The following is a 25,174-nucleotide window of genomic DNA, read 5'->3' as shown; positions in this document are numbered from 1 at the left end:
CTAGCCAAGCTACTTAATTTATCACTGACTATCCAGCATAAAATGTTAAAATAGCGCCATTATTTTCAAAGAGACTGGCTTCGTGACCATTAAAGACAGTATTTATGCCTCTGAGCAACAAGTTAAAGACTTTAGTTTTGATCAAAACGTAGTCGAAGTTTTTCCTGATATGATCCAGCGCTCTGTGCCGGGTTACGCCACTATAGTAAGTACTATGGGTAAACTTGCCGGTGAGTATGCGCAAAGTAACTCTAACCTTTACGATTTAGGCTGCTCGCTGGGCGCGGTTACATTAAGTATGCGTCGTAATATTCGCACCGATAACTGCCATATTATTGCAGTCGATAACTCACAAGCTATGGTTGAGCGTTGTAAGGTACATTTACAAGGCTTTAAGTCAGAAGTACCGGTTACCGTTACTTTAGGCGACATTAACGAGCTTGAAATTCAAAATGCTTCAGTGGTGGCAATGAACTTTACGCTGCAGTTTATTCCGCATGCACAGCGCCAAGCCGTGCTTGAAAAAATATACGCCAACTTAAAACCCGGCGGTGTATTGCTGCTGAGCGAAAAAATAAAAGCCGAAAACGAGCTGTGCGATAATTTACTAATTGACCTACACCACGACTTTAAACGCCATAATGGGTATTCGGAGCTTGAAATAAGTCAAAAGCGCACCGCTATTGAAAACGTAATGCGCCCAGATACGCTAAGCACGCACTTTACCCGCTTAAAAGACATTGGCTTTAGCCAAACTCAGGCGTGGTACCAATGTTTTAATTTTTGCTCAATGATCGCAATTAAATAAAGAGAGTAAGTAATTTATGTCTCAATGGTTTAACCAATTTTACGCTGCTATTGCACAAAGCCCACTTAGTCACTGGCTAGAAACTCTGCCTGCGCAATTAAAACATTGGCAGTTAGAGGCAAGTCATGGCGACTTACCACAGTGGCAAAAAGTGCTTAAAAATTTACCTGAGGTTAAAACTCAGCATGTTGATATTACTACTCAGGTAAAAATTGGCACTCCGGGTGAAATGACCGATGGTGAGCAAAAACAAACCCTGCATTTGTTAAAGCGCATGATGCCATGGCGCAAAGGCCCATTTAGTGTTCACGGTATTGAAATAGATACAGAGTGGCGCAGCGATTGGAAATGGGATCGCCTGCTTCCACATATTGAGCCACTCAAAGGCCGCACAGTATTAGATATTGGCTGCGGCTCGGGCTATCATTTATGGCGTATGCGCGGTGAAGGCGCTCAGTTTGTAGTAGGCATTGACCCTTCTGACTTATTTTTGTGTCAGTTTCAAGCTATAAAACACTTTAATCCCGACGAAAATGTACACTTATTACCACTGGGTGTTGAGGCACTACCCGAGTTAAAAGCATTTGATACGGTATTTTCGATGGGGGTACTTTATCACCGCCGCTCGCCTATCGACTTTTTAGCGCAATTAAAAGCACAACTGCGCCCCGGTGGCGAGCTGGTACTAGAAACCTTAGTCATTGAAGGCGACGAAAATACAGTGCTTGTACCCACTGATCGCTATGCAAAAATGCGTAATGTATGGTTTATTCCAAGCACTGCGGCATTAAAACTGTGGATGGAGCGCGTGGGCTTTAAAAACGTACAAATTAAAGACTGCGCAATTACTACGCTAGATGAGCAACGCAAAACAGCTTGGATGGAAAACGAATCGTTAGTCGACTTTTTAGATCCAAACGACACCAGTAAAACCATTGAAGGTTACCCAGCACCACTACGTGCTATTTTAACTGCTAAAGCATAGCGTTAACGGCAACATCAGCAAACAATAAAAAACGCCTACGGGCGTTTTTTTGTTTATTTAGCCAGCAATTAGCGGACAAGTGTCCTGTTAATTATTTCAATACTATATTTACGCTAGCCGCGGTTACGCAATTGTTGTAAAATACGCGCGTTTCTAAGCAACCCAAAACAACTATTTTGAGGAAAACCTGTGAGCGAACAAAAACAGTCTCTAAGCTATAAAGACGCGGGCGTAGATATCGACGCTGGTAATGCACTTGTTGAGCGTATTAAAGGTGTGGTTAAAAAAACTCGTCGTCCTGAAGTAATGGGCGGTATTGGTGGTTTTGGCGCACTTTGCGAAATTCCAGCAGGTTATAAGCAACCAGTATTAGTTGCCGGCACTGATGGTGTGGGTACTAAGTTACGTTTAGCTATCGATCTTAAAAAGCACGACACTGTCGGTATCGACTTGGTCGCTATGTGTGTAAACGATTTAATTGTTCAAGGTGCTGAACCGCTGTTTTTCCTAGATTACTATGCAACAGGTAAGCTAGACGTAGACACTGCCGCAGACGTAGTAACCGGCATTGGTAAAGGCTGTGAAATTTCTGGCTGTGCCCTTATTGGTGGCGAAACCGCAGAAATGCCTGGTATGTACGACGGCGAAGACTACGATATGGCTGGTTTTTGTACCGGTGTTGTAGAAAAATCAAAAATTATTGATGGCACAAAAGTAGCCGCGGGCGATCAACTTATTGCCCTTGCTTCAAGTGGTCCGCATTCAAATGGTTTCTCACTAATTCGCAAAGTACTTGAAGTATCTAACGCAGATACAAGCGCTGATTTTGAAGGCAAAACATTAGGCGAAACATTGCTTGAACCTACTCGCATTTACGTTAAACCACTGCTTGAGTTATTCAAGCACGTTGACGTACACGCGCTTTCGCACATTACCGGTGGCGGCTTTTGGGAAAATATCCCACGCGTATTACCTGCCTCTGCAAAAGCAGTAGTAAAAGGCGATAGCTGGCAGTGGCCACCTATTTTTAACTGGTTACAAGAAAACGGTAACATTACTACGCATGAAATGTACCGCACATTTAACTGTGGTGTAGGCATGGTATTAGTTGTTCCAGCCGACAAACTTGAGCAAAGTTTAAGCATGCTAAAAGACTTGGGCGAAAACGCATGGCACCTTGGTGAAATTCAAGACGCAGCGCCTGGCGAAGAGCAAGTTGAAATTGTAGGTGGTGCTAAGTAATGGCACCCACTCGTCTTGTAGTTTTAATCTCAGGCGGTGGCTCTAATTTACAAGCCATTATTGATGCCTGTGAAAGTGGCGAGATAAATGCGCAAATAGCGGCTGTTATTAGTAACAAAGCAGACGCTTATGGCCTTGAACGTGCTAAGCAAGCAGGCATTGCTACACAAGTGCTGAGTCATAAAGATTTTGACTCGCGCGAGGCCTACGATACACAGTTAATGAGCATCATTGACTCTTTTATACCGAATCTAGTTGTATTAGCTGGGTTTATGCGTATTCTTACTCCTAACTTGGTGCAAAAATATATTGGAAAAATGTTGAACATTCATCCATCTTTGTTGCCTAAGTACCAGGGGCTGAATACCCACCAAAGAGCAATTGATGCAAATGATGATGTTCATGGCGTAAGTGTTCATTTTGTAACTGAAGAGCTAGACGGAGGTCCGGTTATACTTCAGGCAAAAGTACCTGTACTCAAGGATGATACAGCAGACACACTAGCAAAACGCGTGCACGAACAAGAGCATATAATTTATCCTTTGGTGGTCAAGTGGTTCAGTGAACACAGACTAACTATGGAAGCAGATTATGCAGTTCTTGACGAAACAAAACTTCCTGCACACGGCGCGCAGTACCCACAATAAAAAAATAAGTGCCCTGCTATTATGTGTGGGCACTTTACTTCCAACTAGCCTTATTGCCGGCGAATTGACACAGTACGAAGCTAAGTATGATATTTTACGCAAAGGTAAAAATCATGGTGAAGCCGTGCGTGAACTCAAAAAGATAAGTGACGATAACTACGAGTTAACCTATCACAGCAATATTGAGTGGATGATTTTTTCTGACTCACGCCAGGAAACCTCTAAATTTACCTTTAAAGATGGCAAAGTAAGCCCGCATCATTATTCAATGATCCGTACCGGCACTGGTCCTGATAAAGATTACAACATTGATTTTGACGCACAAAAGAAAGTCGTTAACAGTAGCCGCAGCGAATACCCGCTTGAGTGCGAATGGACTGATGACTTTCAAGATGCTATTTCGTATCAGGTACAAGTGCGCGAAGGTTTGAAAAAAGGCGAAACCAGTTTTTCATTCCCGTTAATCGATAAAAAAGGTAATCGCCGCGACTACAATTTTGAAGTTGTTGCAACAGAGATGATTTCATTACCTATCGGCAACGTAGAAGCAATTAAAGTAAAACGCTTATACGATAATGACAAACGCCAAGCACTTGCTTGGTTTGCACCAGAAATGGATTACATGTTAGTGCGTATGTGGAAAGGTGAAAAAGGAATGGAACAATTTGAAGTGCAAATAAACTCATTTACCGTGACAACACCTGTCATTGCCCCACCTGCTGATATTAAAAAAGTAACAAGCCCAGAGTAAGCAATTATTTTTAGCTACAAATGGCTTTATTACTATTAGTTTATATCTTTATTACTATTAGTTTATATAAAGCGCGATGCAAATCGCGCTTTTTTTATACGTTTTTTCGCGATTAAATCTAAAAGTTAAGCTTTATTATGCTTCACTTTGCTGCTGCGCAGAAGCTGGCAAGCCAAAAACTCGATCGAACGCCCATGTAAAAACAATTGCATAAACAAAAAAGAATATAAAAAATCCAAGGTTCGCTATAAACGCACTAAGCACTGAAATTTTCAACCACAGCGCCATAACCGGCACTAAAATTAAAACAAGGCCACCTTCAAAGCCAATTCCGTGTAATAAGCGACGATTGAATGAGCGACCTTTTATTGTTTGCTGGGACTCCCAGCGCTCAAATAACGCATTAAATACATAGTTCCAGCTAAGTGCTACGCTGGATAATACAAAAGCGAGGCCTATCGCCGAAGTGGCTGATTTATCAAACATAAAACTTATAATAGGGCCAACAAAAGCAATGGCAAATAATTCATACAACACAGCTTGTAGAATACGGCGTTTTTTAGGAGTCATAATATAATTCCGATAATAAATAATGTACTGGGTCAGCTCAATATAAAAGCCCGCGTCTACTTTACTACAACAGTTTTTTGCCTCTCAACTAAGCGCTAAAGGCAAAAAACAAGCTTAAATCAATTCACCCATCTTAAATAATACAAACTCACCCGGCTGCATTTTTTTCCAGCGCTCGTCGTTAGTCAGTGGTTTTGTTGCTATAACACTAACAATATCGTTGGGCGTGGTTTCTTCGTTAAAATCAACCACCATGTCAGCATCAATCAAGGTCGCTTTTCCAAAGGGCGCACGGCGAGTTATGTAATGTAAGTTATTGGTGCAGTAAGCTAAAACAAATACGCCATCGGTCAGCAGCATATTAAAAACGCCCTTTTCACGCAGTGTATGCGAAAGCGTTGCTGCATAACGAAATACCGATGCCATATCCTCTGGCTTATTTGGGTACTTAGTGCGTATTTGATCCAGCAGCCAGCAAAAAGCCAACTCGCTGTCAGTATCGCCAACAGGTCGGTAATGATCAGGCTTTAAATCATGGTAATTAGATAACTGGCCGTTATGCGCATAAGTAATTTCGCGCCCCCACAGTTCACGCGTAAACGGGTGCGTGTTTTCAAGGCATACTTTACCGCGGTTACCTTGGCGAATATGGCTAATAACTGACACACTTTTAATCGGGTATGCTTTAACTAACTTCGCTATTTCTGACTGGTAGCTCGGCTGCGGATCTTTAAAGGTTCTGCAGCCTTTGCCTTCGTAAAATGTAATACCCCACCCATCTCTATGTGGCCCAGTATTACCCCCGCGCTCCAGCAGCCCCGAAAAACTAAAACAAATATCTGTAGGCACATTCGCTGACATGCCAAGCAATTCACACATAAAATAAATAACCTTTAAACCACGTATTAATAAATAACGTTATATTTTTATATTAAGCGTACACTATTTAGTTATGTGTACGGGCGTCTATATTTACTTAAAAAATAACATTTTACTATTAGATTAAATTTTTTTTGTCGCTATGAATGCATAGACTAAAGCTGTAACTTACTTTATTAACGCTGACTCTATTAAATGAGCTGCTTTTTTACGGTTATTTTGATTAAAATTTAACTACGTAAGGTACTTGAAACTTAGCGTTACTAACGCTACTCTAACTAAGGTGGTCTGACCTCTAATAAGGAATTAGCAATGACACTCATATTTACACTCGGTTTAATCGCACTGCTCAGCGCAGCGGTTTACCACAGAGCAAGTTGGAACACCGCACTTGGTGTTTCTATTGCAACATTATTAATTGGTACCTTTGCGGGTGCTTTTGGTTTAATTAGTTGGATAATATTTTTAATTATAGCGGTACCTCTCTCTGTTACTGGTATTCGCCAGCAATATATTGTTAAGCCTCTTTTTACTATGTTTAAAAAAGTAACGCCTAGCATGTCTGATACTGAAAAGTCAGCCATTGATGCCGGTACAACATGGTGGGAAGCTGATTTATTTTGTGGTAACCCAGATTGGAAAAAGTTACACCAATATCCAGTGCCTAAGCTAACTATTGAAGAACAAGCCTTTATCGATGGCCCTGTTGAAGTAGTGTGTAGTATGCTCGATGACTGGGAAGCAACACACGAACTTACCGATCTTCCTCAAGATGTATGGCAATACCTAAAAGATAACAAATTTTTTGCCATGATCATCAAAAAAGAATATGGCGGTTTACAGTTCTCAGCATTTGCACAGTCGTGCGTACTACAAAAGCTAACCAGTAAATCAACCTTACTTTCGTCAATTGTTGGCGTACCAAACTCATTAGGCCCTGGTGAATTACTCCAGCACTATGGAACAAAAGAGCAAAAAGACCATTACTTACCGCGCCTTGCCAGTGGCCAAGAAATTCCATGTTTTGCATTAACCTCGCCAGAAGCAGGTTCTGATGCAAGCTCAATTCCAGACTACGGTGTAGTATGTAAAGGACAATGGAAAGGTGAAGAAGTTGTAGGTGTTAGCCTTACATGGAACAAGCGTTATATTACGCTTGCACCTGTGGCTACGGTACTAGGGCTTGCATTTAAATTACAAGATCCTGATGGTTTAATTGGTGATAATAAAGAGCCTGGCATTACCTGTGCACTTATTCCAACCGATACTCCAGGGGTTGAAATTGGTCGTCGCCACTTCCCGCTTAATGTGCCGTTTCAAAATGGTCCTACGCAGGGTAAAGATATATTCGTACCGCTTGATTACATTATTGGTGGGCCAGATATGGCAGGCCAAGGCTGGCGTATGCTGGTTGAGTGTTTATCGGTTGGCCGTGCAATTACATTGCCGTCAAACTCAGCCGGTGGCATTAAAATGATTGCTGTTGCAACCGGTGCCTACAGCCGTATTCGTCGCCAGTTCCGCTTACCTATTGGTAAAATGGAAGGCGTTGAAGAGTCGTTAGCAAAACTTGCTGGTTATGCATATAGCTCTGATGCTGCAGTAAGCATGTCTACCGGTGCGGTAGATTTAGGCGAAAAACCTTCGGTTGTTTCGGCTATTATTAAATACCACCTTACAGAACAAATGCGTGACTCTACCCTGCACGCCATGGACGTACTTGGCGGTAAGGGCATCATGCTTGGGCCAAATAACTATTTAGGCCGTGGTTATCAAGGTGCACCTATTGCGATTACCGTTGAAGGCGCCAACATTTTGACCCGTAATATGATTATTTATGGTCAAGGTGCAATTCGCTGTCACCCGTTTGTACTTACCGAACTAGGTGCGTGCGAAATTGAAGACCGTGAAGAAGCGCTAAACGTATTTGATAAAGCATTAATGGGTCACATTGGCTTTACCATGTCTAACCTTGTGCGCACTAAATGGCTCGCGTTAACGGGTGCTCGTTTTACAAGTGTGCCGTACAAAGACGAAACCGCTGAGTTTTACCGTATAGCGTCGCGCTTTAGTGCATCACTTGCACTTATGTCTGACATTAGCATGGCAGTATTTGGTGGCTCACTAAAACGTAAAGAGCGTATTTCTGCTCGCTTAGGTGACTTACTAAGCTACCTATACTTAGTGTCTGCAACGCTTAAACGTTATAACGACGAAGGCCGTAAAAAAGAAGACTTCCCGTTAGTACAGTGGAGCTGTCAAGATCACCTGTATCATTGTCAACGCGCACTTGCTGATTTAATTAATAACATGCCTTCTGCTCCACTGCGTGGCGTATTAAAAGTATTGTTATTCCCGTTTGGCCGTCCGGTTCGTAAACCTACCGACCAACTTGAACACAAATTAGCGCAAATACTACAAGTACCTAGCGAAACGCGTAATCGTTTGGCAAGCTATGTGTATTTAACAAATGAGCCGCTTAACCTTGTAGGCCGTCAAGAGCAAACGCTTAAAGACGTACTTGAAGTTGAGCCATTATTTGACCGTGTATGTAAAGAAAAAGGCCTTAAACTGCCATTCTTTCAGCTTGATAAAGTAGCGCAAATGGGTCTTGAGGCTGGTATTTTAAGCCAAGCAGAAGCTGACAAGTTAGCCGCTGTAGAACAAGCTCGTTTAGACGTTATAAACGTTGACGACTTTGATCCTGCTGATTTACTCGCTGGTAAAGCAGCTCGTAATAATAAACCTAAAAAAACTGATGCCGCTAAATAAGCCCAGCATCTACTTTTAAGTTATAAAAGCCAGCACATTATGTGCTGGCTTTTTTATGTGTAAGATTTTGATACACTTTTGTTGTACATAAAACCAGCTGCTTATTGCGTTTAAAAACTGTTCAGGTAAAACTGCTATAAATACTTTAACCTAAATTCGGGTTATAAAAACAACAGTGAAGGAACGTAACAATGAAGCAAATTATTAAACTTACAATAATTACATGCGCAGTTACCCTAGCGCTCTCTGGTTGCAGTGAATCAACCAACTCATCCTCATATACAGCCCCGCTAACCAGCTCTAAAGCGCATGTAAAAGAACTGAGCACCTACTCAGCTGAAACATTTTTTGATACCACCTCAATTATGGGGAGTAGCTTTTCACCCCATGGCGATAAAATTTTAGTCAGTAGTGATGAAAGTGGCATTTACAGCCTATATGAGGTTAATGTCCAAACAGGCGGCAAAACTCGCTTAACCGATTTTACCGACAGTACCTACCCTATCCGCTATTTTCCAAATGATGAGCGAGTGTTGTTTACCAAAGACACGGGCGGTAACGAACGCTTTCATATTTATGTACGCGAAACTGACGGCACAGTAAAAGACTTAACCCCAGGGGATGAAACCCGTGCTAGTTTTGCCGGCTTCACTAAAAATGCCAGCCAATTTTTTATTACCAGCAATCAGCGTGATGCTAAGTTTATGGATTTATATCGCGTTAATAGTAAAACCTATAAAGTGACGCCGGTTTATCAAAATACTTTAGGACTAAATGTAGGTGCAATAAGCCCAAATGGTCGTTTTATTGCGCTGTCTAAAAGTAATAGCAACAAAGACAGCGATACCTTTATTTTAGATACTTATACTAAAATACTAAAGCCACAGTTAATTTCAAAACACCATACACCTGCTCAATACAGCCCTGAAACCTTCTCTGCCGATAACAAATACTTATACTACTCTACAGACGCTAAAGGCGAGTTTTCGCAGATGTGGCGTTATGACCTAGCTTCTGGCGAGCACAGCCCAGCTTTAGCCGATGACTGGGACGTAAGCTTTATTTATTTTTCAACGTCGGGGCGCTACCAGGTGAGTGGTGTGAACGCCGATGCCAGCACTAAAGTAACCGTGATCGATACGCAAACGAATAAAGAAATTGCCATGCCTAAGCTACCGGCAGGTAATTTACGGGGTGTGAGCTTTTCAGCTGATGAGCAAAGCATGGCCTTTTATTTAAATTCAGACACTGCACCTAGTAATTTATTTGTATGGCAAGTAGGCAGTAATAACACGCAGCAATTAACTAATACCCTCAGTAAAAAAATTAATCAAAACGATTTAGTGCAAAGCACTATAGTACGCTTTAAGAGCTTTGATGGTTTAGAAATACCAGGTGTTTTATATAAACCCAAGCAAGCGAGTAGCACCAACAAAGTGCCTGCGTTAATTTGGGTGCACGGTGGGCCAGGCGGACAAAGCCGTACCGGTTATAGTGCGATGCAACAGCATTTGGTAAATCATGGTTATGCCATTTTTGCAGTTAATAATCGAGGCAGCTCGGGCTATGGTAAAACCTTTTTTCATTTAGATGATAAAAAGCACGGCACCGATGACCTACAAGATATTGTATACGGCAAAAAACATTTACAGAGCTTAGAGTGGGTCGATACCGATAAAATTGGCATTATGGGTGGTAGCTATGGCGGCTTTATGACCGCGGCAGCCCTTGCCTTTGAACCCGAAGAGTTTAAAGTTGGGATTAATATTTTTGGAGTAACCAACTGGGTACGTACACTTAATTCTATTCCACCTTGGTGGGAGAGCTTTAAAAAGTCGCTGTACGACGAAATGGGCGATCCGGCAACAGACGGTGATCGTCACCGCGCCATTTCACCGTTATTCCACGCTAGAAACATCATCAAGCCACTTATGGTTATTCAAGGCGCTAACGATCCGCGCGTGTTACAAGTTGAAAGTGATGAGCTTGTAGCTGCAGTTAAAGCCAATGGCGTACCAGTTGAGTATGTATTGTTTGACGATGAAGGTCATGGTTTTAGCAAAAAAGAAAATCGGATCACGGCATCAAACGCTTACTTGAAATTTTTAGAGCAGTATTTAAAAGCTGAATAAGTTTGCACTGATTAATTTATGCCTGCATTTTTGTGGGCTTTTTTATGTGCTAAGAAATGTAATTTATGATTTTGATTGTATTCAACTTGTTATTGAGGAAATAACAAGTGGCGGAGTGGACGGGACTCGAACCCGCGACCCCCGGCGTGACAGGCCGGTATTCTAACCAACTGAACTACCACTCCGCAGTGGTATGTGCATGGGGTAATGCACTTACTAATTTTGTTACTGATATCAAATGGCGGAGTGGACGGGACTCGAACCCGCGACCCCCGGCGTGACAGGCCGGTATTCTAACCAACTGAACTACCACTCCGCAGAGATATCATATTACTTTAACTTTACTTGTATTACTTAATTTGTTGGCGGAGTGGACGGGACTCGAACCCGCGACCCCCGGCGTGACAGGCCGGTATTCTAACCAACTGAACTACCACTCCAGCATACAAATTTTATACTATAACAATGTTTAAATAGTTGGCGGAGTGGACGGGACTCGAACCCGCGACCCCCGGCGTGACAGGCCGGTATTCTAACCAACTGAACTACCACTCCAGCATACAAATTTTATACTATAACAATGTTTAAATAGTTGGCGGAGTGGACGGGACTCGAACCCGCGACCCCCGGCGTGACAGGCCGGTATTCTAACCAACTGAACTACCACTCCAGCGTATATTTAAACTGTTATCTTTTTTCTTATTGGCGGAGTGGACGGGACTCGAACCCGCGACCCCCGGCGTGACAGGCCGGTATTCTAACCAACTGAACTACCACTCCAGAATAAGAATATGTTTTACAACCATATGTTGTGTAAGCGTTGGCGGAGTGGACGGGACTCGAACCCGCGACCCCCGGCGTGACAGGCCGGTATTCTAACCAACTGAACTACCACTCCAGTTTTGCTTACAAGTTTTCGAAAATTGGCGGAGTGGACGGGACTCGAACCCGCGACCCCCGGCGTGACAGGCCGGTATTCTAACCAACTGAACTACCACTCCACATTTTCGTTGCTGTTTGAGTCTCCCCTGACAGCGGCGTGAATAATACGAACCAGCCCCTATTTCGTCAAGGGCTTTTTCGCTTTTATTTAGGTTTTTTAGTCATCTGTCATCGAAAGGTTTAAAATTTCACCGCTTTTGTCATTTTTTGAGCCGTTTTTAGTACTTTGCTTTTTTTCAGAATTACCAACATCGTCATTTGTTGTTGTCTTTTTATTTATAAAAGGCAGCTTCACTTTAAATTTAAGCGATTTTTTCTGTACAAAAATACGAATTGCCAGCCAACCCATTAATAAAACGCACAGATTTCCAACAATAATTAAGCTGAGTAAAACCCAATTCGCTATTTTTTCTGCTACGGGTTCACTCTCAATCATTAAATCAGGTGGAATTATGGTCGCTGGATCAACTGCCGGTACCGCTTCTATTGGGCGTGCAATTTCAAATTTGTACGTTGGCAGCGTTGCCATAAACTCACGACCCTTTATATTTGTGCCAAAAATAGACAGCTCGACACTATATCGACCCCAACCATAATTTTTAATTGCTAACTGCCTCGTATGTTGTGCATCCGACTCTATACTAAACATTTGCTCTTCGTTATTAGGGTAGTAAATTTTACCCTGCATAATTACGGTTTCTGGCTTAACTATTGTGTCATCTAAATTAATAGCTAAAAGGTGCTCGTTACTTTCTTGCTCTGCTAACGTCATGTCGTAACTTACTGGGGCAGAATGTACCACAATGCTGCTTTGCACTATTCGACGTTGTAATAAGGGGGTGGCTATGTAGAGTTCGGGGATCCATTCTCCTTCGGGAAAGTCTAATTTAAACTCGCCCGTAAAAACGCCATCGTTTGGGCGTTCGTCAAACCCTCGGCCATCATCTTTAAATTCAGCGACTTCTTGAGTACTGGCTCCAAAATTAGCAGCCTCTGCACTATTAGTACTTACAAAATCAACATTTAAGGTAACGACATCTCTAAATAGATTGGCATTTATGGGAGCACCGTCATTTAAAATTTTTCCGGTGATTTTTATTGTCTCGCCTCGAAACAGCATTTCCGGTAACGGCTCTGCCTCAAGTGATACCTGGCCTAATACGACAATGCGGCTGTCGGTTAAGATATTACCTATAACTTGCCAAGGGCCAGCCATGGGGTTGCGTATGGTAACCAAATCATAACTAAGCTCGTCATGCCAACTTAAGTCAGGGTTTTTAACTGATTCGGTAGCAAAATATTTACTGCCATCGGGCCTTACTAAAATAACAGCCGGTGAGCCTGGTTTTCTAAAAAAAAGTAAGGTTATTTCAGCTACTTTACTATCAATACGAAAACGATTATCTAATAAAGGGATTTCATTTTGCCTCCCATCACGCTTTAGTACTTCAACTTGTTTAACGCCATATGCGCTGGTTGCAAAAAAACTAGCAGATACTAATGCGGTTACCAAATAAAAGGTTTTCATAATATGGCCTTAATCAGCGCGCCATATACAGTGGCCGCCTTCATTATTAACAATATCTAATCGTGCTTCGTGTGCAGCTTGTTCTGCCTCACTGGCGCTTAATACTACAAGAGGTGCTCTTTGGGCGCTTAAGCGTCGTATTCCGCCTTTTTGCTGATCGGTATCGTCATTTTTATTTTGATTCAAATTTAGCTTAACTTGTCCGCCAGTCATTGCTAGGTAAACGTCAGCTAATATTTCAGAATCCAGTAATGCGCCGTGCAAGGTTCGCTTAGCGTTATCTACGTCGTAACGACGGCATAACGCATCTAGGTTGTTCTTTTGTCCTGGATGCAAGTCACGCGCCATTTTAAGCGTGTCGAGTACTTGACAGAAAGTGGCCGTTTTAGGATAGCCCTGGTTAAGCAGAGAAAATTCGTTATCCATATGGCCAATATCGAACGGCGCATTATGAATAACCAGTTCTGCACCCTTAATATAATCAAAAAACTCTTGAGCAATTTGATGAAACAATGGTTTATCACGTAAAAACTCATTAGTGATACCGTGAACATCTATTGCTTCTTCTTCACTGTTGCGCTGCGGGTTAATATACACATGAAAGTTATTGCCGGTTAAGCGGCGATTTACTAATTCAACACACCCTATTTCGATAATACGATGCCCTTGTTTAGGGTCGATGCCGGTGGTTTCTGTATCTAAAACTATTTGTCTGCGTGCCATATCGAATTAATCCTGACTCTGGTATCTTTCTATAATCACTTTATTGTACATAATATCAAGGTAAAACAGTGGAAAAAACCGTAGAGATTTATACCGATGGTTCGTGTTTAGGTAATCCAGGCCCCGGTGGTTATGGTATATTCATGATTTATAACGAACATGAAAAAAAATTGAGTCAAGGTTATAAACTAACAACTAATAATCGCATGGAAATGCTGGGGGCAATTGTGGCTCTGGAAGTATTAACTCGCCCATGTGTTATTAATATCACTACCGATAGCCAATATGTGAAACAAGGTATTGAATCTTGGATCACGAATTGGAAAAAGCGCGGCTGGTTAACCTCAGCTAAAAAACCAGTAAAAAATGTCGACTTATGGAAACGCCTCGATTTAGCGTGCGCTAAACACACCGTAACCTGGAAATGGGTTAAAGGGCATAGCGGTCATAAATACAATGAAATTGTAGATGACTTAGCGCGCGATGCCGCTGGCAGTAAAGATTTACTCGATGATGTAGGTTATCAACCTTAAAGCTGATTAGCACATACCAAATTACTTTTTATTTTGCTCACAATGCTTTAAGTGTTGCTTTGAGGTTTGTCTAAGGCCCCCTTCTACTGTTGTAAAGCGCGGGCGAGCATGCCACTTAGGTTTAATGGGTGTGAGCGGTGCAACACGTTTACGTGCCACCAGCATGTAAACACTGCCCATAGGTTTTAAGTATTGTTTGGTAAAGCTACGCCAAAACGCAAAACGCGACAATCTATTACCTCGCGCCAGTGATGAGTAAATAAAGCGCTCATCACTCACTATTTCAAATCCCAATAAATTAAGCCAATCTTTAACCCGTGCAGGGGTAAAAAAACGCCCTGCCCATGGCAGTTTCTGGCCACTAAATGGTAATAATTGCGCAAGCCCACATAAACTAAACGGATTAAAGCCCGTTATCACAATATACCCACCTGGAATTAAAGTGCGATGTGCTTCGCGTAAAATATGGTGAGGATCTGAGTGATACTCTAAGCAATGGCTTAAAATACATGCATCAATAGTGTGCTCATAAAATGGTAATTCGTCTATATCGGCAATAACGCCGGTGTGAGCGCCCGCTTGCGCTACGCACACTTGGTGTTTTATTAAACATTTACTGGTGTTTAGCTCGCCACTCAAACTACCTAACTTAAGCATATGGTAGCCAAACATACGGGGGAGCCACGGCGCTAATTTACGTTCAATCTCACAGCGTAAATAATCCCCATGAGGAAACTGCTGCCATGACAACGGTTTAGGTCCTTCTTGAAAACTAAGGGCTGGTTTCATTTTATGAGCTCGTTATACTAGGTGTTAACTGTCACTTTATAGAGCAACGTTACATGGTGCAAGTCAAAGCAATTAAAGCCTTTTCAGATAATTATATTTGGTGCTTAACTACAAGCAATAATACGCAAGCTTGGGTAGTCGATCCGGGCCAAGCAGAGCCAGTACTTGATTATTTGGCGCAGCATAATTTAACCTTGGCGGGTATTTTAATTACCCATCATCATTACGACCATACCGATGGCGTAGCAAAGCTGGTTAGCGAAAACCCAAATATTGCTGTATACGGCCCAACTAACAGCCCGTTTAAGGGGATTACTCAGCAACTTACTGATGGCCAAAGTATTACAGTGCTTAATACTGCTTTTAATATTATAGCGACACCCGGGCATACTCTAGATCATATTTGTTATGTTAATGAACAACTTGCCTTTACTGGTGATACTTTATTTAGTGGTGGTTGTGGGCGTTTATTTGAAGGCTCTGCAGCGCAAATGTGGCACTCGTTTAATAAACTGCGCGAATTACCTGCTGATTGCAAAGTTTACTGTACTCACGAATACACTCAAGCTAACCTCGCTTTTGCAACAGCCATTGAACCGCGTAACCCAGAGCTACTTGCCTATAGTAAAAGAGTAGATGAACTGCGCAGCAAAAATGAAATTACTTTACCAAGCACTATCGGCCAAGAGCTAAAAATAAACCCCTTTATGCGCAGCGATTTACCTAACATTACTGAACTATTACCAAAAGAGTTTTGCTCGGTTACAAAAAACAATGAACCTTGGGAAAACTTTGCGGGTCTGAGAAAGTTCAAAGACCATTTTTAATCCGCTAACCAATAGCCACATGTACTTTTTGTTTAGCAATCAAAAAGTTAAAATTAGCATTTGATTATTGCTAAGTGTTTTAAAAGGTCACAAGTGGCAATGTTAGCTCATAACGGGTAGTATTCGCCGAGTTTTTTACCCCATGTATTGGTATTTATGAATAAATCTCCCCTATTACTGGTTTTAGTATTAGCACTAAGCGGCTGTCAAACGTTAACAAACGAAAACACTGACTCGCAAGCCGCAACTCAAGCAAATAAGCAGCTTGGAGGCGCAAGTCCACACGATATTAGCAATGCATTAATGAGCAGCGCCAAGTATCAACACGTTAAAGATACTGACACTGAAGCACCTATTTTTGATGATGTATGGGAGCGTATTCGTTACCAGCTTTCAATAGAGGTGCCGCAAAATCGCCCCGTAGTTACCGAGCGTAACTATTATGCAAAGCACCAATCTTATTTAAATCGTATTTCGAAGCGTGCCGAACCTTATTTGCATTTTATTGTTGAAGAAATAGAAAAACGTGAAATGCCTATCGAAATTGCACTGCTGCCTATTGTAGAGAGTGCTTTTGATCCGTTTGGTTACTCGCATCGCACGGCGTCGGGTATTTGGCAATTTATGCCACAAACCGGTGAGCGTTTCGATTTAAAGCAAAACTGGTGGTATGACGGGCGTCGCGACATAGTACAATCAACTCGCGCTGCGCTTGATTACTTGTCGTATTTACACAAAACCCTTGAGGGCGATTGGCTCAATGCCATTGCAGCTTATAACTCGGGTGAAGGTCGCTTGTTGCGCGCGATTAAAAAGAATCGCAAAAAACACTTGCCGACCGATTTTTGGTCACTTGATTTACCTAGCGAAACCACCGCCTATGTACCAAAATTATTAGCACTGGCCGACTTGTTAAAGCGCTCAGATGACTTTAACGTGACGTGGAATCCTATTATAAATGCACAAGTTGTTGAAGTAGTTGAAATTGGTTCGCAAATTGACTTAGCACTCGCTGCAGAAATGGCCGATATAACACTCACTGAGTTGTATAGGTTAAACCCTGGTTTTAATCGTTGGGCAACCGATCCTAATGGCCCGCATTCTTTACTATTACCGGTTGATAAAGCTGAGCAGTTTAGTCAAAAATTAGCTAATACTGATATTAAAAACCGCTTACGCTGGCAGCAATATACGGTTGAGCGTGGCGACAGTTTATCGGTTATTGCCAAAAAGTTTACCACCAGCACCAGTGCAATCCGATCATTAAATAAGTTAAGCTCAAATACAATTAGAGTCGGTCAGCAACTATTAGTGCCACTAACTGATGGCGCAATTAATAGCGAACATTTACCAGAGCAAATGCGCTCTGCGGCTAATAATACCAGCCGTACTAAGCTTTCGCATACGGTTAAAAGTGGTGATACGCTGTGGGATATTAGTCGTGAATACGATGTCACTATGGATGAGCTTGCAAAGTGGAATAAGCTGAAGAAAAGCGCTACATTGCGTTTAAATCAAAAGCTAACGGTATATAAATCTGCTAATAAAGCAAAGACAGCAGCAAACACTACGCATCGTACAATTACGTATAAAGTGCGCCGCGGTGATTCGTTAGCGCGTATTGCGTCTAAGTTTAACTTAACTGTAAACGACATTATAAAGTGGAATAGTTTAGCCGGACAAAAGTATTTACAGCCGGGGCAAAAGCTTAAATTAAAAGTAGATGTTAGAAGCAGTTAAACTGCAACAGGTAAAACTAAGGCGCTTATAGCGCCTTAGTTATTTTAGGCTTGTGCTAATATTGCTTTAAGGGTGCTTTGTTTTGCAATAATATCTTTATAAAGCGCAAACTGATTTTGCGCCCGCTCTAAATTATGATTGGCATGTTTGATTGAAAAATAATTATCGCCATCAATATAATCTGTTAAAAATCGCAGGCCTATCATAAAGGTCATCACTTTAGCACCTAGCCAAAAGCTTTGTTTTTCTTGCTCGGTGATCAGGCCTTTTAATGGCTCTACGTAACCTTTAACTATGGCTGCAAATATTTCTTCGCGCACACCTACATTACTTAAATCGGTGGAGTCTTCTTGCTCTGGTGAGCAAAAGGTGCGTACCATATCACCAAAGTCGTAAAGCCAATACCCTGGCATACAGGTGTCTAAATCGATTACCGCTTTAGCATTATGTGATTGCTCACAAAACAGCATGTTATTTATTTTTGTATCGTTATGACAAGGCCTTACCGGTATAGATCCTGCTAATGCTTGGAGTTCATCAATGAGTGTAAATTGCGATAAACAAAAATCAACCTCAGCTTGGCAACTAGCTAAGCGCTGCTCTGGGTCAAGACTAACTGCAGTTTTAAACGTCTGTGCACGCATGGCTAAGTTATGAAAGTCAGGGATCACATGGTGCAATTGTTCTGCATCAAAATCCTCTAGCGCCACAGCAAATTGACCAAAGGCATTCGCCGCAGTTTGCGCTTGGGTAGCATTAGTGACTACATCGTCGCTGTAACTGCCACCAATAAACTCTAGTGCTCGCCATACCCCCTGATCACAGTTAACTAAATAGTCATTATTAATAGTCGCTACGTGGCGAATAATATCTAAGTTGTACTCACCCAATTGCTGCTTGCTAGTTAGGTGTTGCTCTATTAAACGGGCATTTTTTACGAGTAAATCGGGCTCAGGAAACACATCAACATTGAGCTTTTGTACTACTAGCGACTTTTTAGCAGTGTTAAGTAACCATGTACTATTGATCAGCCCACTACCGATTGGTTTGATACTGATATGCTGATTGCCTACGCCAAAACTTTCAGACAAATGAACCGCGATGGGATTTAGCTGCATAGCTATTTTGCTACCTAAAAATAAAATAACTCAGATAATAAAGGTGAGCTTAGGGTAACACTCACCTTTATTAATAATTAAAGCTTACTAAGCCAATTTTTTAACCACGGCTCGGTAACCGGCCAAGGTTCAAAGTCTTCGCAGGCATCAACCTCTAAGCGGTTACCAACAGGCTTAGCTTGTAAGTCACGTAATAATTCATCAAAGCTGCGCCCTGCACCACAAAAGGTGTCGCCGTAGCTTCTGTCGCCCATGGCAATAATTCCAAATGGCTTGTCGGTTAACATAGGAAAAGTACTATTTAACTGATTATAAAAATCAGCCAAGTTATCAGGCACATCGCCTTGGCCGGTTGTTGAGGTAATAATTAAAATATGTGACGCACTTTGAATGTCGCTCAACACTGGCTCATTAAATACCGTAACGCCATGCCCAGCTTGCTCTATTGTTGTGGCTACTTCGTCACTTAAACGCTCTGCACCGCCATATACGCTGCCTACAAAAATACTAATATGTGCCATTAATTAATAATCCTTTTCTTCATCTGGCCAACCTAGTTGTTTGCAAATGCTGAGCATTGCATCACCTAGTGGCGCTTTAATTGTTATTGATTCATTACTATAAGGGTGCACAAAGCTAAGCTCAGTTGCAAATAACATTAATCTGCGCAGCTCAAAATGCTCCCTAAAAAATTGATTATGCTGATTATCACCATGGTTTACATCGCCAATGATAGGCAGTGATAAATGCTTTAAATGCCGACGAATTTGATGTTTACGCCCCGTTTTAGGAAAACATTCTACGAGGGAATAGCGCACCGTTGGATACTTGCCAATGGGAATAGGCAAGGCTGCTTGGTGCAAGCAGTTAAACTGAGTTTGCGCTTCTTGTGGCGCTTTGTCTTGATCGGCAAACTTATCTGCTATTTTGTCCAGCTCTTCTTTTAGTGGTTTATCTAAAAATACCGACTCGGGTGCAAAACCACGTACTAAGGCTAAATAGCGTTTACTAATAGTGCCTTCAATAAATAACTGATTCATATCGCGGGCCGCTTCTGAACTTAACGCAAACAGTAACACCCCCGATGTGGGTCTATCGAGCCTATGTACCGGAAAAACATGCTGCCCAAGTTGATCGCGTAGCATTTGCATAGCAAACTGGGTTTCGTGCTTATCTAAAAACGAACGATGCACTAATAAGCCTGAAGGTTTATCTATGGCTACGTAGTTTTCATCCTGATACAAGATAGTCAGTTCGCCATACTCAATTGGTATTGGGCGCTCACTCATTTGGCTCTCCTAAAAAGGCATCGAGAGCTGTTAACAGAGTAATAATTTCACCGCTGCCTTTTTTACTCGCAAGCGTCATTTGTGCCATAGGAGCAATTGCAAAGTTGCGCGGCAATGGCTGCTTATCAATAATTAGCTGCTCAACTTTTTCAATAAATACAAACTGTAACCATTGTTCAAATGCCATGGTGTCGTGACAAAAAGGCACGTTTGATTGTAATGCTTCTACTGCTATTGGCTCATTTTGCCAAAGCTGATGCTTTTTTAAAAGTGCCCTTAACTGCACTAAATAAGCTTGAGTTTGCTGGTACATAACCGCCCTCTTAAAACTAGATGAAGTAATAATACCATTTGTATTTATTAAGAGGGAAATTATAGTAACTGAAAATACCCGCTTAATATTACCCCCGCTTGCTCAGTTATTTAGCAAAATCAAAACTCAAACTCTATAAGCGCGGTTCCCTCAACCTTTGCTATGGCGTATAATTGACGCAATTTTGTAGTAAAAACAATTGAGAAAACGATGAGTAAGCAAATAGCGACATTAGGGCAGCTTTTAGATAATGCAGGTACTCAGTGGCGCGCGTTTGATATTGGTAGACACATAACTAAGCTTGATAAAAAACAATTTTTAGCCATAGAGCAAGCACAAGTCCCTTACCCATATCCGCTTGCTGGTCATGCGTGGTTAGCTATTCAGTTTTGGGATAGTAAAGCGAGTAAAGAACCTTATGTATGGTTTTTGAAATTTCCAGTTGATGAGCAAAGCAAACTGGTGAGTGCGAGTCGTGATCACTTTGCCGACATGGTAATTGAAGCTCTCGGCACACAGCTTACCGGTGAGCAAGCCGATGGTAAACTTGATAACAATCCTTATGTTTTTACACCAAACGCTAATAAATTAGCAGCCTTTAATGCGCAACTTAAAGTACTATTAAAACAACCTGCATCACAGTATTACGAGCATACGCAGCTGTACTTTAGTGGTAAGCTGGGTTTTGAAAATTGGCAAAGTGTGGCATTACAAGGCATTGCCGATTTTGCACTGCGCCTCGATAATGAGACTAACTTAGCTAATTTACAAAAAGCCTGGCCTCATTTGCCCGCTGAGGTATTACAGCCCCTTAGCGCCATGCTTGAGCATGTAGAAATACCGCCCTCATTAAGTCAATTACTAGTAGAGTTCGGCCAAGCGGCTATAAAAAATAACGACCCGTTTGCTGTTACAGTAGCGCTACGTTCGCTTTCTAAAGCGCAAGCGCAAGGCTTAACCGCCCAATTGGTCGATAGCGTATTAACTTCATCGGTTAATCAAGATGCTGACGTACTGCTCACTATTGCTGGGCGTTGTTTTAAACAACTAGAAGACCCTGAACGCTTGCATGTATTTATGGACAACTGTGCACACCATCAACAAATTACTGAACTATTTGTGAGTGTTTTTGCTGATTTAGTTGCAATACCCACCATTCGCCCGCATTTATTAGGCTTATTACGTAAAGAAAATCGTAGCGAAACCCTCGCGCGTGCAATTGGAAGGTTATTCTCTTAAATGGCAAGTTTATGGACGTTCATACTTATTGGTAGTGTAATTTACTTATTTTGGCTAAACCGAAAGGTAGCCGAGGCGGCGAACGTTCATGCTAAACGCCAAAGCGAACAACTGCAGGTGCAATTAATGAGCGTTGCCTGTAGTAAACGCCGCTTTGGCTTTTTAAAAAGTGGTAAACCTGGAGTGAAAAGCGAATTTATTTTTGAGTTTTCAAGTGATGGCGAAAATGCCTATCAGGGAATACTGATCATGGAAAATGAGTATTTAAAAAGTGTGGTTATTCCACCGCATAAAATATAACCTTTATACTGCGCTAAAAGTTTAATTTAGGGTAAGGTTTAATTTAAAAATAAGTAAAACACAAAAAACTAAGGCGTAACTAAAGTTACGCCCCAATTGACAAACATCCTGTTAGGTATCCTTTACCTGTGTAATCCGTATTATCATCCTCTGAACGAGCAAACAACCTTGTTCACCCTCACATTGCATCCTGCAATATCCTCTTGCCACCTTGGCTGTCCTGCGTAAACTAACGCTCCGGCTACTTCCTGTAGCGCCATCCTTGATTATCCCTTAGTAGCTCCTGCCACTTAAGCGCATCATGCACTTTCCTACTCATCCTTGCATCCGTGTTAACTTGTCCGTTTTGCTTCTTGCTAGCGTCTGCTATGTTGCCTACTTCCGTATCCTTGGCAATCACTCAATCATTGAGCTGTGTCGTCTTGACAAAGTAAAGTTTAAAGCAAATGGCTAGTAGATATAGTACCTAGCTGTTAATTATTAAATGGCATTTATATTAAAAAACACAAACTATAAAAATAACCTTACATATCAATCAAATAGGTAAGGAATAACTATTTCAATGCAATTTAAACTGACAACTCGCACAGTGATGTGAGATATATCTCACGGTCATATGTCCGTTTTGGGATGTAAACCACCAATGCAGGCTACCTTATAACCTAAATTAAATTTAGTTTTTTGACTTAAATAACAATTCGCCCGCAATCTTATTAAAAGTAAGCTGCTTAAAGCTTTCAAACCCTTCGGTTTTAAAAAATTGAGTATGCTCTTTGCGCGTTACAAACACCGCCATACCTGTAGACTCAGCATTAGATTGAATTAGGTCATTTAGGCCTCTTAATAAATAACGCCCAAACCCTTGGCCATGAAAATGCGGATCGACCGCAATAAAAGCTAAAAAATAGTAGTTGCCCTGCTGCTCTAGTGCATCTCTAATTGTTTGCTCTTTATCTATTAGTTGATTGGTTTGTAAGTAACCAGCACTTAACATTAGCTTTAAGCGCCAATGCCAATAACGCTGCGCCTGTAATTGGCTGTTTGATTCGAACACGCAGGCAACGGCTTTGAGCTTATCGTTACGATATAAACCAATAAGCGGCTGCTTTTCTTGCCAAAAGCTGCTTAGCTCTTCGCGAATTAATGACCGAAGTTTTTTTTCGTAGGCCGATTTACTCTCTTGCTCGTAATTGAGCATAGTTTGTAAAATAGGATCGTCGTGGTACGCCTGATAAATTAAACTCGCGGCAATACTTATATCTTCTGCGGCTAAATACTGTACGCTAAATGTATCGGCTTGGGTGGTCACAGTCATTATTATTCCTTTTTTGTATTAGAACAACACATCATTATTTTCGCCTTATGATTAAACCATTAGCTTGGCGCTATAATCACTAACTTAATGCGATTGGGTTTACTCATAGCTACAACTTACACACATAATAAATTTATATTTGTTCTCTAAATAAGCGCTTTATTTACTTACTTTCTAAACTATAGCTGTAAAGTTATTAATGGTAAATTCAGCGTGAGTTTAGCTGGCTTAGGCTATAGTTTATTTATAATCTTATTTTGACACGCTAGGAGCACAACATGGATACAACAAAGCACGATATAAATACACTGTTTGCACAACTTGGCTTACCTAGTTCTGAAGCTCAGATTGATGCTTTTATTGCTTCCCATGCGATTGAAGATACAACGTTAATACAAGATGCACCTTTTTGGGATGAATCTCAACAGCATTTTTTAGCTGAATCACTCGCAGAGGACAGTGATTGGAGTGAAGTTATTGATGAGCTTGATGTACGCCTTCGCCAAGGCAATTAATTTTAAGGTAATTGATTTAATTTGGGACATTTAATGTGCCCCTCCCTATTTATTGTTACTATAGCCTCCACGCAGCAGCTTCATGCTGCGTACCTATTTATACTAAAGAGTTATAAACCTAATGAATGCTGCTGTATTTGATGCAATTAAAGTCCTTCTTGATGAAGGCAAAGTACCTACTGTCGCGCTTACTAAAAGTCGTTTAATTAAGCCTGTGCCTATGCCTGTTATTATTGCGGCGGTGAGTCAGTATAAAAACAATCCAGATTCAATTTATAACTTAATGAAAAGCCAAGTACAACCGAGTAGTAGCGATTCTAAAACTTCGCAGCTAGACAGAATTGAAGAAAAGCTCGACCGGTTACTTACCCTGCTAGAAAAATAATAATTCGAGACTATAAATGTTCGTTGTTGATTTAACCTTTGATTGCTACCAAGACACCACTTTAGAGAAAGCCGAACAAGCTATTAATCGCTTGGTTAATGCGCTACGTTTTAATGGCCAAATAATGGGCGAAGAATTTCCTACTGTTTTAAAGGATGGTTACTTTATTACCCGTGTTATGTGCCCAAACGAAGATGCCATGCACCCGCTTAACAATAGTCCATTTGTAAAACACAGCATTGAGCAATTGCACAGCGCTGGTTTACTTGCGCCAAAAGTAAAAATTATTGGTCAAGATATTCATTCTAATGGGTCTGATTGCTGCGCCGAGCCTTCTAGCTATATTTTATACACCACTTATGTGCATACTTGTAGCCCACTTTATTGTGGTGACGACTTTTTACCGGTACCGCTATTTCGGATCCCAGCAATTGCTAATGGTGATTATAAAACCTTAATTAAATGGCAGGAAGACTGGCAAGCCTGCGATCAAATTCAAATTAATGGCGCAACACGCTGTGAGTTTCCTGCTCTTGAAGAAATTTCGAGTATTAAAAGCGACTTATTCCGCCGCGGTAAAGACATTACTAAACGAATTAGCTTTTTAACTAAAAAACCTGTGTATTACTATATATACCGCGTAGGTGGCACCGATAAAACTTCTGAACTAGAGCGTAAATGCCCAAGCTGTAATGGCGATTGGAGGTTACCTGAATCCTGGTTTGGATTATTTGATTTTAGGTGTGAGCCCTGTGCCTTAGTGTCTAACATATCGTGGGACTTTCAATAAGTTAAAGATATTATTAATGTATTAGCTCGATATTAAAATTAA

Annotated in this window: 25 protein-coding genes and 8 tRNA genes; 15 read left to right on the top strand and 18 right to left on the bottom strand. The window is 41.3% G+C overall.

Annotated features, from left to right (window positions below):
- The first annotated feature begins 82 nt into the window (after positions 1-82).
- The 5 genes from cmoA to I6E78_RS06220 all read left to right on the top strand — a co-directional run bounded on the left by cmoA (position 83) and on the right by I6E78_RS06220 (position 4,433).
- A complete protein-coding gene (gene cmoA, locus I6E78_RS06240) occupies positions 83-808 on the top strand; it encodes a carboxy-S-adenosyl-L-methionine synthase CmoA (RefSeq protein ID WP_011328611.1) in 726 nt (241 codons plus the stop codon).
- Positions 809-824: 16 nt separating this feature from the next.
- Complete coding sequence (cmoB, locus tag I6E78_RS06235; RefSeq protein ID WP_182678564.1) at positions 825-1,793, top strand: tRNA 5-methoxyuridine(34)/uridine 5-oxyacetic acid(34) synthase CmoB; 969 nt, start codon at positions 825-827, stop codon at positions 1,791-1,793.
- Positions 1,794-1,982: 189 nt separating this feature from the next.
- Positions 1,983-3,035, top strand: coding sequence for a phosphoribosylformylglycinamidine cyclo-ligase (purM, locus tag I6E78_RS06230; protein ID WP_011328613.1), 1,053 nt, complete (start codon positions 1,983-1,985; stop codon positions 3,033-3,035).
- Positions 3,035-3,682 carry a phosphoribosylglycinamide formyltransferase gene (purN, locus tag I6E78_RS06225; RefSeq protein ID WP_011328614.1) on the top strand — a complete coding sequence of 216 codons (648 nt, stop codon included), beginning with the start codon at positions 3,035-3,037 and terminating at the stop codon, positions 3,680-3,682. The genes purM and purN overlap by 1 nt, the downstream gene beginning before the upstream one ends.
- The gene (locus I6E78_RS06220; RefSeq protein WP_080516814.1) at positions 3,627-4,433 is read left to right on the top strand and encodes a DUF3108 domain-containing protein; all 807 of its coding nucleotides are present in this window, start codon (positions 3,627-3,629) and stop codon (positions 4,431-4,433) included. The genes purN and I6E78_RS06220 overlap by 56 nt, the downstream gene beginning before the upstream one ends.
- 135 nt (positions 4,434-4,568) lie before the next feature.
- Here the strand turns inward: I6E78_RS06220 and I6E78_RS06215 are convergent, their stop codons facing one another.
- Positions 4,569-5,003: a PACE efflux transporter gene (locus tag I6E78_RS06215; RefSeq protein ID WP_011328616.1), complete on the bottom strand. Its 435-nt coding sequence runs from the start codon at positions 5,001-5,003 to the stop codon at positions 4,569-4,571.
- A gap of 114 nt (positions 5,004-5,117) precedes the next feature.
- Positions 5,118-5,882, bottom strand: a complete 765-nt coding sequence (locus I6E78_RS06210) for a class II glutamine amidotransferase (protein ID WP_011328617.1) — start codon at positions 5,880-5,882, stop codon at positions 5,118-5,120.
- 312 nt (positions 5,883-6,194) lie between these two features.
- Here I6E78_RS06210 and fadE point away from each other — a divergent pair, with 312 nt between their 5' ends.
- Together fadE and I6E78_RS06200 are read left to right on the top strand one after the other, a co-directional pair.
- On the top strand, positions 6,195-8,654 hold the full coding sequence (gene fadE / locus I6E78_RS06205; RefSeq protein WP_011328618.1) for an acyl-CoA dehydrogenase FadE: 2,460 nt from the start codon (positions 6,195-6,197) through the stop codon (positions 8,652-8,654).
- 191 nt (positions 8,655-8,845) lie between these two features.
- Positions 8,846-10,786, top strand: a complete 1,941-nt coding sequence (locus I6E78_RS06200; RefSeq protein WP_197182163.1) for a S9 family peptidase — start codon at positions 8,846-8,848, stop codon at positions 10,784-10,786.
- Positions 10,787-10,894: 108 nt separating this feature from the next.
- Here I6E78_RS06200 and I6E78_RS06195 read toward each other — a convergent pair.
- The 10 genes from I6E78_RS06195 to dnaQ form a co-directional block, all read right to left on the bottom strand.
- A tRNA-Asp gene (locus I6E78_RS06195) sits at positions 10,895-10,971 on the bottom strand.
- 54 nt (positions 10,972-11,025) lie between these two features.
- Positions 11,026-11,102: transfer RNA gene (locus tag I6E78_RS06190), tRNA-Asp, on the bottom strand.
- 47 nt (positions 11,103-11,149) lie between these two features.
- Positions 11,150-11,226, bottom strand: a tRNA-Asp gene (locus I6E78_RS06185).
- A 38-nt stretch (positions 11,227-11,264) separates the two neighbouring features.
- A tRNA-Asp gene (locus tag I6E78_RS06180) sits at positions 11,265-11,341 on the bottom strand.
- A 38-nt stretch (positions 11,342-11,379) separates the two neighbouring features.
- Positions 11,380-11,456: transfer RNA gene (locus I6E78_RS06175), tRNA-Asp, on the bottom strand.
- A 33-nt stretch (positions 11,457-11,489) separates the two neighbouring features.
- Positions 11,490-11,566: transfer RNA gene (locus I6E78_RS06170), tRNA-Asp, on the bottom strand.
- A 41-nt stretch (positions 11,567-11,607) separates the two neighbouring features.
- Positions 11,608-11,684 (bottom strand) — tRNA-Asp (locus I6E78_RS06165).
- Positions 11,685-11,710: 26 nt separating this feature from the next.
- Positions 11,711-11,787: transfer RNA gene (locus I6E78_RS06160), tRNA-Asp, on the bottom strand.
- A 98-nt stretch (positions 11,788-11,885) separates the two neighbouring features.
- A complete protein-coding gene (locus I6E78_RS06155; RefSeq protein ID WP_197182162.1) occupies positions 11,886-13,256 on the bottom strand; it encodes a TIGR03503 family protein in 1,371 nt (456 codons plus the stop codon).
- A 9-nt stretch (positions 13,257-13,265) separates the two neighbouring features.
- Complete coding sequence (gene dnaQ, locus I6E78_RS06150) at positions 13,266-13,979, bottom strand: DNA polymerase III subunit epsilon (protein ID WP_011328622.1); 714 nt, start codon at positions 13,977-13,979, stop codon at positions 13,266-13,268.
- Positions 13,980-14,047: 68 nt separating this feature from the next.
- On the opposite strand from dnaQ, the gene rnhA reads away from it, so the two are divergent.
- Positions 14,048-14,512, top strand: coding sequence for a ribonuclease HI (gene rnhA / locus I6E78_RS06145; RefSeq protein WP_011328623.1), 465 nt, complete (start codon positions 14,048-14,050; stop codon positions 14,510-14,512).
- Between the two features lie 21 nt (positions 14,513-14,533).
- On the opposite strand, the gene I6E78_RS06140 is transcribed toward rnhA, so the two are convergent.
- Positions 14,534-15,301 carry a class I SAM-dependent methyltransferase gene (locus I6E78_RS06140; RefSeq protein WP_197182161.1) on the bottom strand — a complete coding sequence of 256 codons (768 nt, stop codon included), beginning with the start codon at positions 15,299-15,301 and terminating at the stop codon, positions 14,534-14,536.
- A 53-nt stretch (positions 15,302-15,354) separates the two neighbouring features.
- On the opposite strand from I6E78_RS06140, the gene gloB reads away from it, so the two are divergent.
- Positions 15,355-16,128, top strand: coding sequence for a hydroxyacylglutathione hydrolase (gene gloB, locus I6E78_RS06135; RefSeq protein WP_197108281.1), 774 nt, complete (start codon positions 15,355-15,357; stop codon positions 16,126-16,128).
- Between the two features lie 156 nt (positions 16,129-16,284).
- The gene (locus I6E78_RS06130) at positions 16,285-17,868 is read left to right on the top strand and encodes a LysM peptidoglycan-binding domain-containing protein (protein WP_011328626.1); all 1,584 of its coding nucleotides are present in this window, start codon (positions 16,285-16,287) and stop codon (positions 17,866-17,868) included.
- A gap of 44 nt (positions 17,869-17,912) precedes the next feature.
- Here the strand turns inward: I6E78_RS06130 and I6E78_RS06125 are convergent, their stop codons facing one another.
- The 4 genes from I6E78_RS06125 to I6E78_RS06110 form a co-directional block, all read right to left on the bottom strand.
- Positions 17,913-18,986, bottom strand: a complete 1,074-nt coding sequence (locus I6E78_RS06125) for a phosphotransferase enzyme family protein (RefSeq protein ID WP_197182160.1) — start codon at positions 18,984-18,986, stop codon at positions 17,913-17,915.
- Between the two features lie 77 nt (positions 18,987-19,063).
- The gene (locus tag I6E78_RS06120) at positions 19,064-19,507 is read right to left on the bottom strand and encodes a flavodoxin (RefSeq protein WP_011328628.1); all 444 of its coding nucleotides are present in this window, start codon (positions 19,505-19,507) and stop codon (positions 19,064-19,066) included.
- 3 nt (positions 19,508-19,510) lie between these two features.
- A complete protein-coding gene (gene truC, locus I6E78_RS06115) occupies positions 19,511-20,275 on the bottom strand; it encodes a tRNA pseudouridine(65) synthase TruC (RefSeq protein ID WP_011328629.1) in 765 nt (254 codons plus the stop codon).
- Positions 20,268-20,588, bottom strand: a complete 321-nt coding sequence (locus I6E78_RS06110) for a YqcC family protein (RefSeq protein ID WP_197182159.1) — start codon at positions 20,586-20,588, stop codon at positions 20,268-20,270. The genes truC and I6E78_RS06110 overlap by 8 nt, the downstream gene beginning before the upstream one ends.
- A 210-nt stretch (positions 20,589-20,798) precedes the next feature.
- Here I6E78_RS06110 and I6E78_RS06105 point away from each other — a divergent pair, with 210 nt between their 5' ends.
- A complete protein-coding gene (locus I6E78_RS06105; protein ID WP_197182158.1) occupies positions 20,799-21,827 on the top strand; it encodes a DUF3549 family protein in 1,029 nt (342 codons plus the stop codon).
- Entirely contained in the window at positions 21,828-22,127 is a 300-nt protein-coding gene (locus tag I6E78_RS06100; protein WP_011328632.1) for a DUF3301 domain-containing protein, read from the top strand. It begins immediately after the preceding gene.
- Positions 22,128-22,800: 673 nt separating this feature from the next.
- Here the strand turns inward: I6E78_RS06100 and I6E78_RS06095 are convergent.
- The gene (locus I6E78_RS06095) at positions 22,801-23,442 is read right to left on the bottom strand and encodes a GNAT family N-acetyltransferase (protein WP_089368534.1); all 642 of its coding nucleotides are present in this window, start codon (positions 23,440-23,442) and stop codon (positions 22,801-22,803) included.
- A 278-nt stretch (positions 23,443-23,720) separates the two neighbouring features.
- On the opposite strand from I6E78_RS06095, the gene I6E78_RS06090 reads away from it, so the two are divergent.
- From I6E78_RS06090 to I6E78_RS06080, 3 genes are all read left to right on the top strand, one after another.
- Complete coding sequence (locus I6E78_RS06090) at positions 23,721-23,957, top strand: DUF2789 domain-containing protein (RefSeq protein ID WP_011328634.1); 237 nt, start codon at positions 23,721-23,723, stop codon at positions 23,955-23,957.
- Between the two features lie 121 nt (positions 23,958-24,078).
- On the top strand, positions 24,079-24,342 hold the full coding sequence (locus I6E78_RS06085; protein ID WP_011328635.1) for a hypothetical protein: 264 nt from the start codon (positions 24,079-24,081) through the stop codon (positions 24,340-24,342).
- A 16-nt stretch (positions 24,343-24,358) separates the two neighbouring features.
- Positions 24,359-25,132, top strand: a complete 774-nt coding sequence (locus I6E78_RS06080; protein ID WP_011328636.1) for a Zn-ribbon-containing protein — start codon at positions 24,359-24,361, stop codon at positions 25,130-25,132.
- Positions 25,133-25,174 lie beyond the last annotated feature (42 nt).

It is taken from the genome of Pseudoalteromonas sp. NZS127 (assembly GCF_015864805.1).
Classification (GTDB): domain Bacteria; phylum Pseudomonadota; class Gammaproteobacteria; order Enterobacterales; family Alteromonadaceae; genus Pseudoalteromonas; species Pseudoalteromonas nigrifaciens.
Note: the sequence above shows the minus strand (reverse complement) of the source record. Positions and strands in the feature narration are given on the sequence as shown.

Excerpts from the sequence above, each read along its gene's own strand:
- I6E78_RS06110 (WP_197182159.1), bottom strand. The coding sequence starts at position 20,588 with ATGTACCAGCAAACTCAAGCTTATTTAGTGCAGTTAAGGGCACTTTTA.
- I6E78_RS06155 (WP_197182162.1), bottom strand. The coding sequence starts at position 13,256 with ATGAAAACCTTTTATTTGGTAACCGCATTAGTATCTGCTAGTTTTTTT.
- fadE (WP_011328618.1), top strand. The coding sequence starts at position 6,195 with ATGACACTCATATTTACACTCGGTTTAATCGCACTGCTCAGCGCAGCG.
- I6E78_RS06130 (WP_011328626.1), top strand. The coding sequence starts at position 16,285 with ATGAATAAATCTCCCCTATTACTGGTTTTAGTATTAGCACTAAGCGGC.
- I6E78_RS06090 (WP_011328634.1), top strand. The coding sequence starts at position 23,721 with ATGGATACAACAAAGCACGATATAAATACACTGTTTGCACAACTTGGC.
- I6E78_RS06095 (WP_089368534.1), bottom strand. The coding sequence starts at position 23,442 with ATGACTGTGACCACCCAAGCCGATACATTTAGCGTACAGTATTTAGCC.
- gloB (WP_197108281.1), top strand. The coding sequence starts at position 15,355 with ATGGTGCAAGTCAAAGCAATTAAAGCCTTTTCAGATAATTATATTTGG.
- I6E78_RS06120 (WP_011328628.1), bottom strand. The coding sequence starts at position 19,507 with ATGGCACATATTAGTATTTTTGTAGGCAGCGTATATGGCGGTGCAGAG.
- I6E78_RS06200 (WP_197182163.1), top strand. The coding sequence starts at position 8,846 with ATGAAGCAAATTATTAAACTTACAATAATTACATGCGCAGTTACCCTA.
- I6E78_RS06220 (WP_080516814.1), top strand. The coding sequence starts at position 3,627 with ATGCAGTTCTTGACGAAACAAAACTTCCTGCACACGGCGCGCAGTACC.
- I6E78_RS06210 (WP_011328617.1), bottom strand. The coding sequence starts at position 5,882 with ATGTGTGAATTGCTTGGCATGTCAGCGAATGTGCCTACAGATATTTGT.
- I6E78_RS06125 (WP_197182160.1), bottom strand. The coding sequence starts at position 18,986 with ATGCAGCTAAATCCCATCGCGGTTCATTTGTCTGAAAGTTTTGGCGTA.
- I6E78_RS06105 (WP_197182158.1), top strand. The coding sequence starts at position 20,799 with ATGAGTAAGCAAATAGCGACATTAGGGCAGCTTTTAGATAATGCAGGT.
- I6E78_RS06100 (WP_011328632.1), top strand. The coding sequence starts at position 21,828 with ATGGCAAGTTTATGGACGTTCATACTTATTGGTAGTGTAATTTACTTA.
- purN (WP_011328614.1), top strand. The coding sequence starts at position 3,035 with ATGGCACCCACTCGTCTTGTAGTTTTAATCTCAGGCGGTGGCTCTAAT.
- dnaQ (WP_011328622.1), bottom strand. The coding sequence starts at position 13,979 with ATGGCACGCAGACAAATAGTTTTAGATACAGAAACCACCGGCATCGAC.
- I6E78_RS06085 (WP_011328635.1), top strand. The coding sequence starts at position 24,079 with ATGAATGCTGCTGTATTTGATGCAATTAAAGTCCTTCTTGATGAAGGC.
- cmoB (WP_182678564.1), top strand. The coding sequence starts at position 825 with ATGTCTCAATGGTTTAACCAATTTTACGCTGCTATTGCACAAAGCCCA.
- I6E78_RS06215 (WP_011328616.1), bottom strand. The coding sequence starts at position 5,003 with ATGACTCCTAAAAAACGCCGTATTCTACAAGCTGTGTTGTATGAATTA.
- I6E78_RS06140 (WP_197182161.1), bottom strand. The coding sequence starts at position 15,301 with ATGAAACCAGCCCTTAGTTTTCAAGAAGGACCTAAACCGTTGTCATGG.
- I6E78_RS06080 (WP_011328636.1), top strand. The coding sequence starts at position 24,359 with ATGTTCGTTGTTGATTTAACCTTTGATTGCTACCAAGACACCACTTTA.
- truC (WP_011328629.1), bottom strand. The coding sequence starts at position 20,275 with ATGAGTGAGCGCCCAATACCAATTGAGTATGGCGAACTGACTATCTTG.